General features: G+C 42.2%; 16 protein-coding genes. 7 read left to right on the top strand and 9 right to left on the bottom strand.

Annotated elements, in window-relative coordinates:
* Positions 1-150: 150 nt before the first annotated feature.
* The 4 genes from ACWNM1_RS28225 to ACWNM1_RS28210 form a co-directional block, all read right to left on the bottom strand.
* Entirely contained in the window at positions 151-1155 is a 1005-nt protein-coding gene (locus ACWNM1_RS28225) for an alpha-L-arabinofuranosidase C-terminal domain-containing protein (protein WP_449603574.1), read from the bottom strand.
* Between the two features lie 14 nt (positions 1156-1169).
* A complete protein-coding gene (locus ACWNM1_RS28220) occupies positions 1170-2531 on the bottom strand; it encodes a carbohydrate binding domain-containing protein (protein ID WP_449603573.1) in 1362 nt (453 codons plus the stop codon).
* Positions 2532-2728: 197 nt separating this feature from the next.
* Positions 2729-3634 (bottom strand): hypothetical protein, encoded by a 906-nt coding sequence (locus ACWNM1_RS28215; protein WP_449603572.1) that lies wholly within the window; start codon positions 3632-3634, stop codon positions 2729-2731.
* A gap of 205 nt (positions 3635-3839) precedes the next feature.
* The gene (locus tag ACWNM1_RS28210) at positions 3840-4661 is read right to left on the bottom strand and encodes an AraC family transcriptional regulator (RefSeq protein WP_449603571.1); all 822 of its coding nucleotides are present in this window, start codon (positions 4659-4661) and stop codon (positions 3840-3842) included.
* A gap of 116 nt (positions 4662-4777) precedes the next feature.
* On the opposite strand from ACWNM1_RS28210, the gene ACWNM1_RS28205 reads away from it, so the two are divergent.
* From ACWNM1_RS28205 to ACWNM1_RS28195, 3 genes are all read left to right on the top strand, one after another.
* Positions 4778-7891 carry a glycoside hydrolase family 2 TIM barrel-domain containing protein gene (locus ACWNM1_RS28205; protein WP_449603570.1) on the top strand — a complete coding sequence of 1038 codons (3114 nt, stop codon included), beginning with the start codon at positions 4778-4780 and terminating at the stop codon, positions 7889-7891.
* Between the two features lie 288 nt (positions 7892-8179).
* On the top strand, positions 8180-9205 hold the full coding sequence (locus ACWNM1_RS28200; protein ID WP_449603569.1) for an ABC transporter substrate-binding protein: 1026 nt from the start codon (positions 8180-8182) through the stop codon (positions 9203-9205).
* A gap of 140 nt (positions 9206-9345) precedes the next feature.
* Complete coding sequence (locus ACWNM1_RS28195; protein ID WP_449603568.1) at positions 9346-11001, top strand: helix-turn-helix domain-containing protein; 1656 nt, start codon at positions 9346-9348, stop codon at positions 10999-11001.
* Here ACWNM1_RS28195 and ACWNM1_RS28190 read toward each other — a convergent pair whose 3' ends face one another.
* From ACWNM1_RS28190 to ACWNM1_RS28175, 4 genes are read right to left on the bottom strand one after another with little or no spacing between them, the layout of a single operon-like run.
* The gene (locus ACWNM1_RS28190) at positions 11002-11727 is read right to left on the bottom strand and encodes a hypothetical protein (RefSeq protein WP_449603567.1); all 726 of its coding nucleotides are present in this window, start codon (positions 11725-11727) and stop codon (positions 11002-11004) included. It lies immediately after the preceding gene.
* Positions 11724-12443, bottom strand: a complete 720-nt coding sequence (locus ACWNM1_RS28185; protein WP_449603566.1) for a fluoroquinolone export ABC transporter permease subunit — start codon at positions 12441-12443, stop codon at positions 11724-11726. Before ACWNM1_RS28185 ends, ACWNM1_RS28190 begins: the two co-directional genes overlap by 4 nt.
* Positions 12440-13294: an ABC transporter ATP-binding protein gene (locus ACWNM1_RS28180; RefSeq protein WP_042187029.1), complete on the bottom strand. Its 855-nt coding sequence runs from the start codon at positions 13292-13294 to the stop codon at positions 12440-12442. Before ACWNM1_RS28180 ends, ACWNM1_RS28185 begins: the two co-directional genes overlap by 4 nt.
* 1 nt (position 13295) lies before the next feature.
* The gene (locus tag ACWNM1_RS28175) at positions 13296-13922 is read right to left on the bottom strand and encodes a TetR/AcrR family transcriptional regulator (protein WP_449603565.1); all 627 of its coding nucleotides are present in this window, start codon (positions 13920-13922) and stop codon (positions 13296-13298) included.
* A 212-nt stretch (positions 13923-14134) separates the two neighbouring features.
* On the opposite strand from ACWNM1_RS28175, the gene ACWNM1_RS28170 reads away from it, so the two are divergent.
* From ACWNM1_RS28170 to ACWNM1_RS28160, 3 genes are all read left to right on the top strand, one after another.
* Entirely contained in the window at positions 14135-15046 is a 912-nt protein-coding gene (locus tag ACWNM1_RS28170) for a helix-turn-helix transcriptional regulator (RefSeq protein WP_449603564.1), read from the top strand.
* A gap of 79 nt (positions 15047-15125) precedes the next feature.
* Entirely contained in the window at positions 15126-15641 is a 516-nt protein-coding gene (locus tag ACWNM1_RS28165; protein WP_449603563.1) for a DinB family protein, read from the top strand.
* A gap of 3 nt (positions 15642-15644) precedes the next feature.
* Positions 15645-16214: a YdeI/OmpD-associated family protein gene (locus ACWNM1_RS28160; RefSeq protein WP_449603562.1), complete on the top strand. Its 570-nt coding sequence runs from the start codon at positions 15645-15647 to the stop codon at positions 16212-16214.
* Positions 16215-16355: 141 nt separating this feature from the next.
* Here ACWNM1_RS28160 and ACWNM1_RS28155 read toward each other — a convergent pair whose 3' ends face one another.
* A complete protein-coding gene (locus ACWNM1_RS28155) occupies positions 16356-16886 on the bottom strand; it encodes an HAD family hydrolase (protein WP_449603561.1) in 531 nt (176 codons plus the stop codon).
* Positions 16887-17179: 293 nt separating this feature from the next.
* Here ACWNM1_RS28155 and ACWNM1_RS28150 point away from each other — a divergent pair, with 293 nt between their 5' ends.
* On the top strand, positions 17180-17617 hold the full coding sequence (locus tag ACWNM1_RS28150) for a MarR family transcriptional regulator (RefSeq protein ID WP_449603575.1): 438 nt from the start codon (positions 17180-17182) through the stop codon (positions 17615-17617).
* Position 17618: the final 1 nt, after the last annotated feature.

Raw genomic sequence — 17618 nt, 5'->3', positions numbered from 1 at the left:
TCGAAAATGTATACACACTAGAAGAACACTGGTCATGCCTGCTGTCTCATTACATTACTAAAACATGTGAACCGTGTAAAGATGGTAACCGGACATAAACGCCCCTTTGAACCTTTTTAACACTAAGGATTCAGAGGGGCATTTTGGTTATTATTTTATTCTAAAAATCGTTACGGATTGTTTAGGGAACTCATAAGAAAAACTGCTGCCCATCGTCGTAAATTTGGTTTGCTTAGGAGAGACAAGCTCTTTATTCTCGAAGTTATTTTCATCCTCAAGCTGGTATCCCGACAGTTCATATACTTCGATGGACAAGTCCTTTTTTGCCATCTCTTCTAATATAATCTCAGCAGAAAAGCTGTTCTCTTGTACATTCACTGTCTTAAGAATGATATCCCCTGTGGAATCCTCCATACTTGCTGTGTAATACAGCGGTTCGATGATCGGAAGTTTGTCCTCCGTCTCATTGATCAGCTCTCCGTTAATATAAGTACGAACATGTCTGTCTGATACTTCTAGCTTCAGATCGTATTCTACGTCTGTTTCAACTGTAAACATAGAATGTGTAAGCACAGAGTTCCTCCCGTTAATAATTGATGCCACAATGGAATCCTGGTTCTGCCAGCCACCTAGTTCCCAATACAAATGATTCTGATCATCTGCTTTACCAAAATAGAACACAAACCCTTTATCCCCTGCGGTTCTAGTAGCTTTAAAATTCAAGGTATAGCTCTCCCACTCCGTCTCTCCAAGCTCTAGTGTTCGTTTGGCCGTTCCGTTCTGAACAGGATCAGGCAGGTTTGATACTTCTTCTGATAACTCAGAATACGACTTCACTTCTCCCGTAACATTGTTGACCAGTGTGATTTCTGAATATCGAGCAGCGGATGCATCCACACCCAAGCTAATCGCTCCTGTGATCGCTTCAGCTTTGCGTTCCTCAGGTACTGTGAAGCCGTTCGCTTTTATCTCCAGTAGCTGATCTCCCTGATGGTTCATGAATAGCTTTTGAACATAGTAGTTCGCAGTTCCGTACACTTCATGATTATTAAACCAGATTAGATCCGGCTTCCAGTTGATATAATCGACATTGCAGAGCATAGGAGCATAACATGCCAAACCAACCGCATGAGCGTTGTTCTGAAGTCCCGTCATAAAAGCCGCTTCCACTAATGCGTTATAATAGGTATTGCCCCATGAAGCATTTCACCTAAGAACACTTTCGGTTCATCCGCCTTAAAGTCATCATAACGATGATGATTCGCCAGGAACCATTCAGGTGTACAATAATAATGCTCGTCTACAAGATCAGACTTATTCTCTTTTGCAGATGTCCAGCCCCGCTCATATTCTTTACCAGCAGAGAATGGACCGCTCGAATTAATGACCTTAATATCTGGATATTTCTCTTTTATGGCTTGATGAAAGTATGGATATCTCTCGAAAAAGGGTGCACCTACCACTTCATTACCGATGCCGATATACTCTAGCCCAAAAGGTTCCGGGTGACCAAGGTTCGCACGTATCCTTCCCCACTTCGATGAAATGTCCCCATTAGCAAATTCAATCAAATCCAGTGCATCCTCAACCCAGGGTGTTAATTTATCCAGTGGCACCATACGTTTATGATGCGGATCGTAGCCGCCCGGAAGAACGGGAATCGGCTTAGCTCCAATATCCTCACAGAACTGAAAATATTCAAAGTATCCTAACCCAAGCGTCTGATTGTAGGACCAGTTATTCCGCCTTGCCGGCCTTTGTGCCACATCCCCAATTGTATTCTTCCATCTGTACATAGAATCTCTGTCATCTGGATTTAAGGAACCGTCATGTACCAGACAACCTCCCGGAAACCGCATGAATTTAGGCTTTAAGTCGGCGAGCAACAGTGAAATATCTTCACGCATGCCCCCAGGTCTGTTCATAAAGGTCTTCTCTGGAAACAGAGAAACCATATCCAGATATACCCTCCCGCTGCCTTTGGTAACGATTACAAGACGTGAACTAGTATCTGTACCCTTAGACTTAATAACTGCTTCGTATTGAGTCCATTCGGAGTGATGCACAGCGATTTCCGCTTCACCATGAATGACACCATTTGTACTTTCTATGGTTACGATAAGGGGTACGTCAAAGCTTGTCTCCCGACGAGCATATACCGAGAACTTATAATTCTCGCCCTCTTTTACCGGAATACCACTATTGAATCCTAGATTCATCAACCCAACGCCGTCACCTTCAGCCACAATATCAATGGCTACATAATGTGGATTACGATCATTCAAGGGCTCGCTATCTTCCACGGTGATTACGGTTTTCCCATCTCCGCGTTCTACAGGCTCCCAAGCCATTAACGCATGATAATCGGCCCGATCTATCGGATCAAATTCAAAGGATCGATTCTGAATTAATTCAGCATAAAGTCCACCATCTGCCGCATGATTTAAATCCTCAAAGAAGATTCCAAATAAATCACCTAATGCTGCACCACGCTTCTGTGTATGTATTGTCAGAGTTCCTTCTGTCTTCATTCTTTCATCACTCCCTTGTAAAATTCAGTTTAGTTTATATTTATATTACTTAGTTCATATCTATATGAATCATTATAGTGAGTTCACTTCACATTCGTCAATTCATATGCTTTGAATGTACAACAAAAAAGCCGATGTAGTATGAGAATCCATACAGCATCGGCCTTTATAACACAGGTCCATTTATACCTACTCATTTATTTGGCAGTCATTTGCCCTACTAAGAACTCAACAAAATCAGTTGATTTGTTCTTATCTTCATCTTCTCCAAACACCCCAATGATCATCTTCCGTGAATGAATTGGAAGGTCTGTAGCAAATTTTGTATCTGTGATATCTACGCCTGTGATCCATTCTTCACCGTTCTCCGTATTTTTTATACGTTTCAAACGAATATCATCTAAAGGAAGTCCCGCTGATTTAACAAACGGCTCTAGATTCTTAAGTCCCTGCTGTTGTCCGATCCAATCAAAAGTAGCATCATCCAAAATAAGAATATTCGGACGATCCGCCGCCAGCATCGCCATCGCGCGCTGGATATAAGTCATGTCTAACGCGCCTCCTCCTTCTCCACCTGTTGAGGGAAGGTATACGACTTCCGTCTTTACCCGCTTCCAAGCTGGATAACGATTGACAATCTCTTGTTTAAGCTCTTCATCCTTACCTGATGAATCTTGAGATTCATAGTTTCCTAGGAACATGATAGTTACATCCACTGGCGGGAGTGAAGCTTCATATTTTTTGGCTTGATATTGATTATAAAGAGCGTTACCTCCAAAGATTAGCACTAACAGCACAACGATAGATACAAATGTATGAACTTTGTATAGCCTAAAAAAATTCTCCGATTTACGCGCTATGCCGGAAAATGCTCCCCATTTTTCTAGCCGCTTGTCCTCTGCCTCCTGAATTTCCTGCTGATCTAAGCCGTCTAAGATCGTTTTGTAAGCCAGAAATTCTTCTTCATAGGCTGCAGCCTCAGTTTCTGAGGAATTTGATTTACGGCGTTTCAAGTGCAAATCAAACTTTTTATTCAGTTCCTCCCGGGTAATGTCTACAGGCAAGTCCAAACGTTCGTATGCCTCTTTTAACTTCTCATTCAAATTGATGACTCCTTCCTGATGCTTAGCTAGATATCTGATCGTAAATTTGGTTCTATGTATTGAATTAGATTGGACATACACATATTGCAAAAAAATGAGCGAATTCGTGAAAAATACAATATATGAACTCAATTAAACTATATCATGGAGTGCTAGACGCTAACAAGTAAGCGTTTATCATAGGGCTTAGAGGTACTCTATCTTTCTAGTCCAAACCATGCAGCTGTTTAAATTGCTCTGGACTCATCCCAGTCAACCGCTTAAACACTAGACAAAAGTAGCTGGCATTTTCGAAGCCCACTAACTGAGCAATTTCATACATTTTTTTATCTCGTTCATTGAACATTAGTTGTTTACTCAAGTTTATACGTTGCTTGTTGATATAGGTTACAGGTCGATCATGAATTGTTTTTTGAAAAAGCCTGCATAAATACTGTGGCGACACTGCAATAACCTCCGCAAGTTCCTTTAATGGGAGGGTCCTATGAAGATTCCTTTCTATATGTCGCAACACCGGTTTAATTCGCTCCAATTCAAGAGCCTCGTTTAGAGGAGAAACTAGGTTGCTTTTTAAATCCAGCAGCAGCGCGTATAGTTGCCTGGATCGTTCCAGATTCGTTTCCAGTTCATTACTATCTGACAAGTTGAGCATTTCTTTTAAAGGATTTAGCCACTTATCCTCCTTCAACCTTGCAGGGCCTGATTCGCGGATTCCTGCGTACAGCAGCATTTGACCGGCCTCTCTACCATTGAATGAAATCCATGACAGCTTCCACTTACTGCTGATTGGCGCATACGAATGCGTAATATTCGGGAACAAACAGAATACATCCCCTGAACCCACAATATATCGTTTCTCCTGAATGACAAGTTCGCCTTTGCCTTCGTGAATCTGATGTATTTGATAATCCGGAAATCCGGTAGGACGTAAGGTTTCTGCCTGATGCTCCCAAAATCCAATGGTTGTAGCATACAGCGGCAGCATATTCGTATCTTCCGTTTGGCAAAAGATTATTTTACTCTCCATCTGATCACTCGTTTCATATTTTGTTATATTGGATGAAAAATCTTTTATATCTCTTACCATTACTCCAATTTATAATATGAATATAATAACATCACTATTATAAAGGAGATTTACTCATGCGAGCAAAATTTGTTTACCAGCCTCCTGCAAACGGTTATCCAGAATGGAATAATAATCCGGAAATCTTCGAACTAAATCGCTTGGATGCACATGCTTCCATGATCCCTTATAGCAATCTAACGCAAGCCCTGGTGGGAGATAAAGAAGCCTCACCATACTACAAAACGCTTAATGGTATTTGGAAGTTCTCTTTTTCCGAAACACCGGATCTACGGGTCATGGATTTCTATAAAGCTGATTTCGATTGCAGCAATTGGCCTACGATTCCTGTACCATCTCACTGGCAATTCCATGGGTATGATTACCCGCAATATACGAATGTCCGATATCCTTGGGCGGAATCCGAACCTGATCTCAAGCCACCCTTTGCTCCGACAAAATATAATCCCGTAGGCTCGTACATCCGAACCTTTTCTGTACCTGAATCTTGGAACGATCAGCCTGTATACCTTAGCTTTCAGGGGGTTGAATCCGCTTTCTATGTATGGGTAAACGGAGAACGGGTCGGTTACTGTGAAGACACTTTTACACCTTCCGAGTTCGATATTACCCCTTATTTAATTGCTGGTGATAATAAACTAGCTGTCGAGGTCTATCGTTGGTGTGATGCCAGTTGGCTGGAGGATCAGGATTTTTGGCGGCTTAGCGGTATTTTCCGGGAGGTTTATCTATACACGGCCCCTTCTGTTCATGTTGCTGATTTTTTCGTTAAAACCGCACTAGATGAAGATTTCGTACATGCGAATTTAAACGTAGACATCAAAATGGAGAATTACTTTAATCAGAAGCTAAACCCTTATACACTCCAAATGCAGCTTTACAATAAAGAGGATCAACCTGTATGGGAGGCACCAGTATCTACAGTCACTTCCATTGATCAAGAGGGCGTTCATCATTTCAAGCTTTCTGAGCATGTAAAAGATCCTTATAAGTGGAGTGCTGAGACACCGTATCTGTATACATTGGTTCTCTCCATGATTGACGATGAAGGGAACACTACTGAAACCGTCAGCTGTAAGGTCGGATTCCGTACCTTTGAGATCAAAGACGGACTTATGAAGATCAACGGCAAAAGAATCGTACTTAAAGGCGTTAACCGGCACGAGTTCTCTTGTGACACAGGACGTGCGCTATCCAAAGACGACATGATCCGAGATATCAAACTGATGAAAACACATAATATTAATGCGGTTCGGACCTCTCACTACCCGAATCAGTCTGTTTGGTATGAGCTTTGTGATGAATACGGACTTTACGTAATCGATGAAACCAATCTGGAAACGCACGGCACTTGGCAGTATGGGCAACAAGGAATACATGAAGGAAATGTACCTGCAAGCAAACCGGAATGGCGGGCCAATGTAATTGACCGTTGCAACTCCATGATGCAAAGAGACAAGAACCATCCTTCGGTTATCATCTGGTCATTGGGGAATGAGTCCCACGGTGGTGATAATTTTATCGCAATGCATGACTATCTCAGAGAAGCCGACCCAACACGACCTGTTCATTATGAAGGGATCTTCCATTGCAGAGAGTCGGAAGCAGCTAGTGATATAGAGTCGACTATGTATGCTAAACCGCACGATGTTGAAAAATATGCGCTAAGTCGTCCTCAGAAGCCTTACATCATCTGCGAATACAGCCATGCTATGGGGAATTCTTGCGGTGGATTACACCTATACACCGATATGTTTGACAAGTACGATGTATTTCAAGGTGCATTTATTTGGGATTGGGTGGATCAGGCTATCCGAACCAAAACATCCGAAGGTGTCCCATATTTAGCATATGGCGGTGACTTTGGTGAGTCGCCACATGATGGAAACTTTAGCGGAAACGGATTACTTTTTGCCGATCGTTCGGTTACTCCAAAGCTATTTGAGGTCAAAAAATGCTATCAAAATATTAAAGTAACTGCTTTAAATATCCGTGAAGGTCTCTTTCAGATTCATAATAACTTTTTATTTACCGACATTGAACAGTACGAACTTAAATGGGAAGTTTCTTTAGACGGAGTAACTGCGCAAGAAGGTTTGCTGCAAATCTCTGCTGCACCAGGAGAAATCGTTGAATGCACTATCCCTTACGAACTGATTTCACATAGAGGTGATCATGAAGCTATTCTGAATCTCTCCTTTATTCAGCGTTCAGAAACTTCATGGGCTGATGCTGACCACGAAATCGCTTGGGAACAGTTTATTCTATCCCCGCGTATCGTGACAAAGACTCCAAAGACAACGGATGGAACGTTACATGTGCAGGAACATGAAGGTGCATTGACCATACAGGGTGGGAATTTCACTCTAAACTTTAATACAACAACTGGTGAGCTAAACTCATACCATGCTGCCGGTAAAGAACATCTGCTTGAGCCCGTAAGACCTAACTTCTGGAGAGCGGTCACGGATAATGATCTTGGCAATGGATTGCCAAAGCGCTGTGCAGTGTGGAAGCAAGCTTCTAATGAGCGGAATCTGTTGAGCATGGTATATAGAACTGAAGGAAATCTCTGTTTCGTTTCCACCACTTACCTTCTGCCAACGAATCCGTACTCCACCCTTCTGATTCAGTATGAGATTCGCCCTGACGGATCTTTAGAGATCCTGCAAGAACTGAATCCGGGTAGTAGCGATCTGCCAGAAATTCCTGAGTTTGGAATGATGTTCGTGCTTGCTGGAAGACTCGATACCCTTTCATGGTACGGCCGTGGACCCCATGAGAATTATTGGGACAGACAGACCGGAGCACCACTTGGCCGCTATACGGGCAAAGTCAGTGACCAGTTCATCCCTTATCTCAGACCGCAGGAGTGCGGCAATAAGACGGATGTCAGATTTGCTTCGATTACAGATGGCAACGACGGATCAGGACTTTATTTTGATAGTGCAATCCCTATGGAGATTAATGCTCTGCCTTGGAAACCCGAGGAATTGGAAGCACATGATCACGTATATAAATTGCCAGTCTCGAACAAAAGCGTACTGAGAGTCAACTACAAGCAAATGGGAGTTGGGGGTGACGACAGCTGGGGTGCACCAACCCACGAAGAGTTCACTCTGCCGGCTAATCGCCCATATGCATTCCGTTTCACCCTTTCTCTTCTCTAATTTCATCTATTAAAAAAGGCCGTCTCTGGTTGGTTTCTACCAAACAAGATGGCCTTCTTCTATTTATTTCAATCTCTCCGACAGAGTTTTGCGTGCTCCTCAATGACTTCTTAGCCTTATCAATTTTTTTTCTGGCTATCAACTCCAATAACAATAGGCTTGTACAAATCAAATAGCCTTAATGTGTTTTGTCCATTGAGTAAAAGGAGACTTTAATTTATGATAGTTTTCGTCGAGAATGATTATCATTATTGATGATCGCTACATATTTTAGGGAGGCAATATTATATGAATAAGGTAAGACAACCGTTCGCCGTATTATGTGTACTCTTTCTGATGACCACATTACTACTCGCCTGCGGAAACTCAGGAGAACAACCAACCAAGAACAATGCGTCGAACGCAGCCGGAAATAATACTTCAGCTACCACTGTACCTTCTCCAGAAACATCCGACAAGGGCACTAATGAAACTGCGGCAACTACTCACTCCTACACGGATTACATAGGCCATACCGTAGAAATACCTGTTAACCCGAAGCGCGTGATTTATTCAGGAGAAACCTATGGTGATCTACTCGCACTTGGTGTGCAAGCGGTAGGATATCCACTTTCCATGGGTGAGGGTCAGGTTTTTGAAGATCAGCTACAAGGTGTCGAAGATGTAGGGTTCCCTATCAATCTGGAAAAGACGCTGGAACTTCAGCCTGATTTGATTATCTATGCAGGAACTGATGAAGCTGATTTCGAGCAGCTATCCAAAATCGCACCCACGATAATATTTGATACCTTTGCCCCGCTAAATGAACGGATGCTTGATATTGGTGGAATTCTTGGGAAAACGAACGAAGCAGAGGCATGGCTGGCTAAGTATAAAACGAGTGAAGATGCCATGTGGGAACAATTAAAGGCAGCGGGCATAAAAGAAGGAGAAACAGCTACGGTCTTTACTTATTACCCTGGTGACAGACTATTTGTTATGGCGACGACCGGACTTTCGCAAGTTCTTTATGGAGAGAATGGATTCAAGCCAACCCCAGCGATTCAGAAGGTTCTCGATGAAGGTATGGGATTTCAGGAAGTATCCATGGAAGTGCTTAAAGAATATGCCGGAGATCGGATTTTCATTCTAACTCCTGTGGCCGATGAAGCCAAGCAATCCACAGCTACTCTATTAAAGAGTCCGATCTGGAAAGGTCTCCCTGCCGTCAAGAACGGATATGTCTATACACAAGATATTATGAAGACTTCAAGTGATGCAACAACAAGAGAATGGCTGCTCGGTGAACTCCCACAGCTTTTGAATATGAAATAATTTTCACCTTCATGAAGCGTTTGACACTTAGCTGATAGAAAACTGCAAGAAGCATGTCAACAGCTGTTGATATGCTTCTTTATTTTATATACAATGAATTAATTGATAATGATTCTCACCAAATGAACGGAGGCTTCCTCTTGCTGCAAACATTACCCGTCGCTGTACCGCTCCGCTCGTTGCTGTTTCAGCTGACTGATGCGGAACTACATATTCAACCGGCAGGCTCTTGCTCTAAGACTCTTACAACTCACTTTTATAGACTTCTAATATTCACTGGCGGTAGTGGACAGCTGATCCTTAGCGATCAAACCATAACACTGACTACAGATACGTGTTATCTCCTATCTCCTGGAACTTCCTATAGCACGGACAATCAAGAGACGACTCTTTATTATTATCTCATCACTTTTACAGCAATTAATAATGCCGAGTTTCCCGAATATTATTCAGAGGAACTCCTTCCGGGTAGGCAGGAGCTAATTGTCCACCCGTTCACTAGGGTAATCCGCCTTGCGGAAGATCTGCTTATGAGCAAAAAAAATGCCGATGATGTGTATTTTTTTAAGCGGCAATTAAAATTCCAAGAATTACTGCTCTTACTCTTTGAGCATAATTATCCTTCCGAGCAGGTGCCAAGTCCCGCGGATTCCGTGGAAAAGACCATCCAATATATGCAAGATCACTATACGGAGAGTATCACCGTGAAGCAACTGGCTGAGCTCGCAGGGATAACATTGTGGCAATATACTCCGATCTTTCAAAAGCTTACAGGAAAAAGACCACTCGATTACCTGACCGAACTGCGTATTAACCATTCGAAACGTTTCCTTCAGGAATCCGCTGAACCGCTGCGTGAGATTGCTCGACTGGTTGGCTTCTCCGATGAATATTATTTTAGTCGCCGGTTTCGTCAAAAGACTGGAATTACACCCGGACAATATGCGCATCAGCAAGGTCGGAAGCTTACTGTGGAAGACTGGACTGGCCATGTGGTGGATATTCCGGAGCGTCCAAAGCGCATTGTCTACCATGGTGAGACGCTTGGCGACCTACTCGCATTAGGTATAAAGCCTATCGGAGGAGATGAAGTCTTTGCATGGAACAGAGTCTATAAACATCGACTTAAAAAGCTCTCTAACGTTGGCTTTCCTCTGGATCCGAAGCTTACCGCTTCATTAAATCCTGACCTAATTATTATAGCTAATTCAGATGATAAGGCCTATCGAGCAGTCGTCGACATCGCCCCGACACTTACCTTTGATTCATTTGCTCCACTTGAACACCGTATGCGGACACTTGGAAGCTGGTTGGGTAAGCAGCGCGAAGCGGAAGTATGGCTGGATTCATTCGCAGTAAAAAATGCTGCCATGTGGCAGCAGCTTTATATGAATACTCTTCGACCTGGAGAAACAGCTTCTGCATTGATTTATGACCATGGAAATCATCTGTATGCTATGGGAATGTCCGGCTTGTCTACTGCTCTCTATGCCCCTAACGGTTTACAGCCCACAGATGAGATCAAAGCGATTCTCGATGGAGAGTTAGGATTTGCAGAGGTCGATCCAGCAAGGCTGCCTTTCTACGCCGGTGATCATATCTTTATGCTTATTCCGGAACGTCAAGACTCGCGAGTTGCTATGGAGAAACTACTAGACAGCTCACTATGGAAGAATATACCCGCTGTACGTAAGGGGCAAGCTTATCTGCTAGACGGAAGCAAATGGAACTATGGAGATGCTTTAACACGAGAAAAGCTTCTAACGCTGTTGCCTAAGCTGCTTGGAGGAGGTTAATCAATCAGCTCTTTTAATAAAAATCCTAATCATGATGCTCAGAAGACTCAAGTGAAATAGAAGTCCCACCATAAAGTATGCAAGCACAATAAAACCACTAGAAGCTTCTATAACAAAAAATAACTTAGCAGGCCAATAGGTAGGAATCCACGCACCGATAAATTGCCATGGTGATGGAACAAAATAAGCTACGATTGGTCCTGCTATAAACAGACCACCGATCTTTGATAAAGCTAATCCTTCTACCTTATTTGCAGCGAAAGAAGCTAGGAATAATGCAAAACAAGGGGCTTCAAATGCTAATAGAATAAGGATGTATATATGCTCTAATTGGAAGCTAGATAAGCCGGAGACTATAAAAAATAGCGATGAAAGAAATGTACAGAGTAGAGATGGAAGAACTAGACGATACACCATGTACCCTCTGCGCATTAATGGTGTAACCGCGTAATAAGAGATGACATTCTCATCTCTTTCATCAAGCATTAAAAGACCTGTCATCATACCGGTTAGCATGGGAAAGGTCATGACTAAGAAAATCGCAGCAAAGCTACTATATTTATATAAATCGAAAGCATAGCCGTTCGTAAGCCAATCGGCTATCATTGGAAATCCAAATCTTGAGACGACTAGAAGTGCTAAAGGAGCAAAGATGCTGACCATAAGCACTGGGTCCAAACCAGTATGCCGGATATCGCTTATAAAAAGCATACGATACTTCTTCATTTTCTTGCTCCTCCCTTACCTATGCGCATCATTACATGATTTTCGAAAGACCTTTTTGCCCATACGTATATCACAACATTCCATAGCAGTAATATCGATATGGAGTAGATGTAATTGCCAAATGACATAGCCGAGGTTCCCGAACTCAACAAGCGAAGTGTTCCTTCCGTAGGAAGCCATAAAAAAAGTTTGGAGTTCCACACCTTAAAATAACCAAGCAACGGAAGTATAAAAGGTAATGCGAATACTTGTGATAGTAAAATGAAACCATTAATTGTCTGGCAACGAGCCACAACTCCAATCGACAATAGCGTCATAAAGCTTGACGTTAGAATGATTCCAGTAGAAAAGCCGAATGGGGATTGCGGAATCCCGCTTGCTACTACATGAATAACCCAAGCGGCTAACAGGGAGAGTACAGATAATGAGCCTGCTTTTGAAAGTAAATATTCTCTAACACGAATCGGAGTAACAAATAAAGGATCATGGATGCCCTGGTCTCTTTCCAGCAGCACAATCCCCCCTGCGAGAATAAGCCCTAAAGCACTCGGATCGCTAAAGGTCAATAATAACATCGTTTGTTCTCGATAATGATCAGGAATAAGATGCAGCAATACCAAATAAAACGCACAGATAATGACGTAGATCCAATAAAACCCATGCCGCCATTGAAACCGGATGTCAAAGGCAAACGCAGATCTGAATCTGAATCTCATGTTAACTGCCTCCCAGTTACGTCAATAAATATTTGTTCCAAAGACGCCTCCTGCGAATGAATGGTTTCTATTGGATGCTCACGAACAAGCTTTAAGAAATATTCGTTCTCCCCTATATCATCAAGTGAGAATTCCTCATTTCTAACTTCATTATGATGGCGGTATTCCAGCCGCACTCGTTTTTTTCCATTTAGAAGCTTAAGCTCACGAGGAGAATCTATCAACTTAATCTGACCGTCTACAATAAAAGCAACCCTGTCGCAGAGCTCCTCAGCGGCTTGCATATTATGTGTTGTAATAATTACAGTTGTCCCATTTGCCTTTTTTTCCAGGATTAAATCCTTCATTCGTTTCGCATTAACAGGGTCGAGCCCGGAAGTGGGTTCATCCAGAAATAGAATTTGTGGGTTATTTAAGAGTGCTCTGCAGAAATTCAGCCTCATCTTCATCCCCTTCGATAACTGGGAGACCTTCAAATTTGCAGCTTCAGTGAGATTTACTTGCTCCAGTAGAAACCTCGGTTCCGCTGTTCTCCCTGAATACAGAGAGCGAAATAGCTGCAAATTCTCCAGCGCAGTAAACTTCGAATAGAAGTTTGGAAACTCAAAAGCTACCCCTATTCGCTCAAAATACTCCGGTCCGGTATTTCTTATTTCCTTGCCCATTACGTTAACGCTGCCGAGATAATTTTTTAAGACTCCAATTAGTATTTTTTGTGTTGTGCTTTTACCCGCTCCCGAAGGACCGAGAAAACCAAACACTTCTCCTTGAGGTATGGAAAAGTTAAGTCCACTAAGGGTTGGCTCTTTTATTTTTGGGTAGGTAAAATGAAGCTCCTTCACTTCGATCATTTCATACTCCCCCAGTCTTATTATCTTTCAAAGAAGTCATCCCTTCAGCCAGAACCCCAATCAAAAGCTCTATTGTTGCCTGATAGCGCTCATCACCGATCTCTTCCTTATGCAAAGACAGGAGGACTACAGAGCGAATCATGCTTACGATTAATTCCGGGTCAATCCCAACCATGATACCTTCGGCTTGCCATGATTGAATGAAAGGAATAAAAAAGTCTTTATCCTCTGTAAAATTTTGTTCCAACAACTCATTAGGTAACTTTCTTAATAGCTGCTCCATTTCGCTTTTTACGAACATCTGACGTACGATCGGACTCTCTTCCATCATGCGGAAGGATTTCAGTAAAAATAATCTGATTTCTTCCTTGCCTACGGGCACGCCTACGCTAAATGAATCGAACATTGTACTACGAATTCGTTGTTCCTCTTCAAGCAATATGTGATAGAATAATTCCTCTTTCGATCCAAAGAACATGTAAAACGAACCTTGCGCAATCCCGGCAGCTTTTGTTAATTCTTCAACACTAGTTTTTTTAATGCCATGTACTTCAAAACAGCGGCGACCTTCTGTCAACAATTTATGTTTAATCCATTCTCTTTCTTGTTCTGTGAATTTCTTAGGCATACATCTCAACTCGCTTTTATGGTTTTATGAATAATTTTATTTTATATTCACAAGTTAACCCACCAACCATATTTTGTCAATCTTTTTCTCTGTGAGGTACAATTAGTACTTTCCTGTGCAACACCACCAAAACTCTCCCCCAAATTAGCTTGAAAAATCTATGCTATAATCATGCAGTAACACGAAATGGACTAATGGGTGGGAATACACAAATGAAATTGGAACGTTTGATTTCTATGATCTACAAGCTGTTGAACCACGAAGTTTTATCTGCCTCCAAGCTCGCTGAAGAGTTCCAGGTTTCCCAGAGAACTATCTATAGGGATATCGATGTCATTTGTGCCGCAGGCATCCCGGTCGTATCGTATCAGGGAACTAAAGGCGGATATGGCATTATGGACGGATATAAAATGGATAAAAGCCTTCTCCGTTCGTATGATATCACTTCTTTGATTACCGTGTTGAACAGTCTCTCTTCCGTGTTTGAAGACGAACAAGCGCAAGGAACCATTGAACGGCTGCAAACGATTGGAGCAGAACAACAGACTTCTAGTCTAGCGGTGGATTTTGAAACTCGTCGTATGGATCCCGATGCACTTTCTCTTTTACGTACGGCTATTACGGAACGAAATATTGTCCGTTTTGATTACATCAATGTAAAAAACGAACGCACAACCCGTAATATGGAACCAGTAAAGCTTCATTTTAAATATAGCAACTGGTACATCTATGGTTATTGCCGGGAACGACAGGATTATCGAGAGTTCCGGCTATCCCGGATGATGAATTTGCTTCTGACACAGAATACCTTTCATTCCCAACATGAAGTACCCATAAAGGCCGGTTGTTCAAACAGGGCCGATCAGGTTGAGGAAGTCGTAATCCGGGTGGGACCTGAGGCTTTGGCAGAAGCGCTGGATCAATTTCACCAGGTGGATAAGGAATTTCATACCGATGAGAGCATGACGATGCGAATTCCTGTGTATAAACCATTGGAAGCCCGCTGGCTATGGTCAATTCTGCTAAGTTTCGGCAGCGGCGCTGAAGTCCTCGAGCCTCTTGCACTACGAGGTATTTTAAAAAAGCTGCTGCAAAATACCCTAAATCTTTATGAAGAAGTATGACAGTCTGCTGTCATACTTCTTCTTTTATATTAACAACAGCTACAAAATAATCTATCACAACTCAAATGGAGATCATACAATGACCAATCATCCAGTAGAAATGTTTAATTACCACATTTGGGCGAACCAAACGATCTTGGGAAGAATCAAGGAACTCTCTCCCTCTGTGCTAACTCAAGAAGTGAATAGCTCTTTTCCCACCATCGCTCATGCCCTTAGCCATATCTATGCGGTGGATACGATGTGGTATCTGGTTTTAACAGGCACTGGTATGCCTGAGGCTTTTCAAAAAAGTATCCCGCTAAATATGAGCCTTCTAAATTCGGTTGATGAATACGCTAATCTTTTTGCCCAGCTATCTAAACAATACAAAAAATGGTTACAAAACCAAACCGATTTGGAGCAGACTATTCTACTTGATAACCCATTCGCTGGAATCCGGCAAACACGCGTATCAGAAATTGTGCTGCATGCCGCCAATCACGGGACTTATCATAGAGGTAATATATCTACAATGTTACGTCAGTTAGGACACACTTCCACCATGAATGACTATTCCCTTTTTTGGTATCAGATGTCTGAGGAAGCTATTTAATTTATGCAGATTGAAAATCTAATTACAGTGAAATCGAGAGAAGATTTAAGAGCTTGGCTTCAGGAAAATTGTAAGACTGAACAATCTTGTTGGGTACTCGTAAGTATGACGCCAAACCCAGAAACATTGCTATATTTGGATGTGGTTGAGGAATGTTTGTGCTTTGGATGGATCGATGGAGTGAAAAAGAAAGTTTCTGAAACGGAGCTGGCGCAGCGACTGTCTCCCAGAAGCAAACGAAGCTCTTGGACAGAATTAAATAAAGAACGTGTCCGCCGCCTCGATAAACTGGGGTTAATGAGTGACGAAGGAAGAAAGGTACTTCCCGATATGAATCTCGCTTCTTTTAAAGTCGATAGGGTTATAGAACAAAGGTTAAAAGAGGAGCAGCAGGTATATGTGAACTTCTTAACCTTTCCAGCTCTTTATAAAAGAGTCAGGATCGACACGATACAAAGCAATACACATCAACCAGAATTATTTAAGCATAAATTAGATAAATTTATAACAAACACTAAAGAAAATAAAATGTACGGTCAATGGCATGATCATGGACGGCTTCTAGATTATTGAGCTAAGCTGCTAGATCATAAGATTGCTTTGTAACTCTTGCTGATTGATTAAAAAAGATGAGAAACCCAGTCATTCTCATGCCCTTGGGTTTCTCTTTTTGTATTTAAATATGGAAAAATAGCATAATGAACGACTTCCAGCTTACTTGAGCTCAGCGTTCAGTTTCTCAATCAACTCTAGCAATTGCAGCGGCTCACTAACTGTATATGCCGGATGCTCAGACTCATCTGCCGGCTCATGGGGATAACGGGGCGTCCAACTCTGAAAAATGCTGGTGATGCCTAGCGCATTGGCCCCTTTCATGTCACGGCTAAGATTGTTGCCAATCATAACGGTACGGGAGAAGTCTGCTTCCGACAAATCAAGCGCACCAATAGCTGCCTTGAACATACGCGGACTTGGCTTGACTGCTTTGATATTCTCGGAAATGATCATGGCGCTGAAATAATCGTTTAGTCCATGCTGCTTAAATACATTTTTGAAGGATTGCGCATCACCGTCTGCAACCAGAGCAAGTGTGTATCCTCTCTCATGCAGGGTTTGAATCGTGATATCTGCTCCCGGAATCAGATCCGCACTCCGTACGATTCCTTCTTCATCCCTAATTTCAGTCGATTCATCAACAATGGTATCTCCGCTGTCAAAAAAGATAATTAACCTTTTCTCGTCCATGTTCTCAATAACCGTCCTCTTTATTTAATGGGTGGGGTTCATTAGATCCTTTGCTTCATATCATCCTTATGATCCAGACAGTCGCGCTTAACCCAATTCTACCGATTTACTACTTTCTTTGCAAAAGTATGCTGATTTCGATAGAATGTATTTGTAAAATAACATATTTTAAAACAACTTCATAATCAAATATCTTGATCGACGAGATATAAAGATTTTAAAAGGGGCGTTATCCTTTGTCAAGCCATGAACAAGCTCAACCTACACCAGAGCAAGAACAATTCACCTTACTCATGCGTGGTCTGGGAACCAGAACGGTGGTATACCAGCAAAACGTAGCCGCCTCACTTGGGTTATACAATAATGATTTTTTGTCTGTGGATATCCTGCGTGAAAAAGGCCCCATTACCGCTGGAGAGCTGTCCAAACTAACTGGACTTGCCACAGGTAGCGTTACTGCATTAATAGATCGTCTCGAAAAAAACGGATACGTTCGCAGACAAAATGACCCTAATGATCGCCGTAAAGTAATTATTGTCCCGTTGTATGAAAACAAAGAAGATGTTATTGACACCTACCTGCCGCTTCATACCGCTATGGTTAAATTGGCTGCTTCCTATACGGATGAAGAACTGGCCCTCATTTCACAATTTTTAGGCAAAGCCAGTACCGTTCTAGACGAGCAGATTGATCATCTCAGTTCCCCAACGCGTAGTAAGTCTTCTTCTTAAA

The sequence above is a fragment of the Paenibacillus sp. Marseille-Q9583 genome (assembly GCF_976954365.1).
This window is presented reverse-complemented; position numbering and strand designations above follow the sequence as displayed.

Excerpts from the sequence above, each read along its gene's own strand:
- ACWNM1_RS28225 (WP_449603574.1), bottom strand. The coding sequence starts at position 1,155 with ATGACGGGACTTCAGAACAACGCTCATGCGGTTGGTTTGGCATGTTAT.
- ACWNM1_RS28220 (WP_449603573.1), bottom strand. The coding sequence starts at position 2,531 with ATGAAGACAGAAGGAACTCTGACAATACATACACAGAAGCGTGGTGCA.
- ACWNM1_RS28210 (WP_449603571.1), bottom strand. The coding sequence starts at position 4,661 with ATGGAGAGTAAAATAATCTTTTGCCAAACGGAAGATACGAATATGCTG.
- ACWNM1_RS28205 (WP_449603570.1), top strand. The coding sequence starts at position 4,778 with ATGCGAGCAAAATTTGTTTACCAGCCTCCTGCAAACGGTTATCCAGAA.
- ACWNM1_RS28200 (WP_449603569.1), top strand. The coding sequence starts at position 8,180 with ATGAATAAGGTAAGACAACCGTTCGCCGTATTATGTGTACTCTTTCTG.
- ACWNM1_RS28190 (WP_449603567.1), bottom strand. The coding sequence starts at position 11,727 with ATGAAGAAGTATCGTATGCTTTTTATAAGCGATATCCGGCATACTGGT.
- ACWNM1_RS28185 (WP_449603566.1), bottom strand. The coding sequence starts at position 12,443 with ATGAGATTCAGATTCAGATCTGCGTTTGCCTTTGACATCCGGTTTCAA.
- ACWNM1_RS28180 (WP_042187029.1), bottom strand. The coding sequence starts at position 13,294 with ATGATCGAAGTGAAGGAGCTTCATTTTACCTACCCAAAAATAAAAGAG.
- ACWNM1_RS28175 (WP_449603565.1), bottom strand. The coding sequence starts at position 13,922 with ATGCCTAAGAAATTCACAGAACAAGAAAGAGAATGGATTAAACATAAA.
- ACWNM1_RS28170 (WP_449603564.1), top strand. The coding sequence starts at position 14,135 with ATGAAATTGGAACGTTTGATTTCTATGATCTACAAGCTGTTGAACCAC.
- ACWNM1_RS28165 (WP_449603563.1), top strand. The coding sequence starts at position 15,126 with ATGACCAATCATCCAGTAGAAATGTTTAATTACCACATTTGGGCGAAC.
- ACWNM1_RS28160 (WP_449603562.1), top strand. The coding sequence starts at position 15,645 with ATGCAGATTGAAAATCTAATTACAGTGAAATCGAGAGAAGATTTAAGA.
- ACWNM1_RS28155 (WP_449603561.1), bottom strand. The coding sequence starts at position 16,886 with ATGGACGAGAAAAGGTTAATTATCTTTTTTGACAGCGGAGATACCATT.
- ACWNM1_RS28150 (WP_449603575.1), top strand. The coding sequence starts at position 17,180 with ATGCGTGGTCTGGGAACCAGAACGGTGGTATACCAGCAAAACGTAGCC.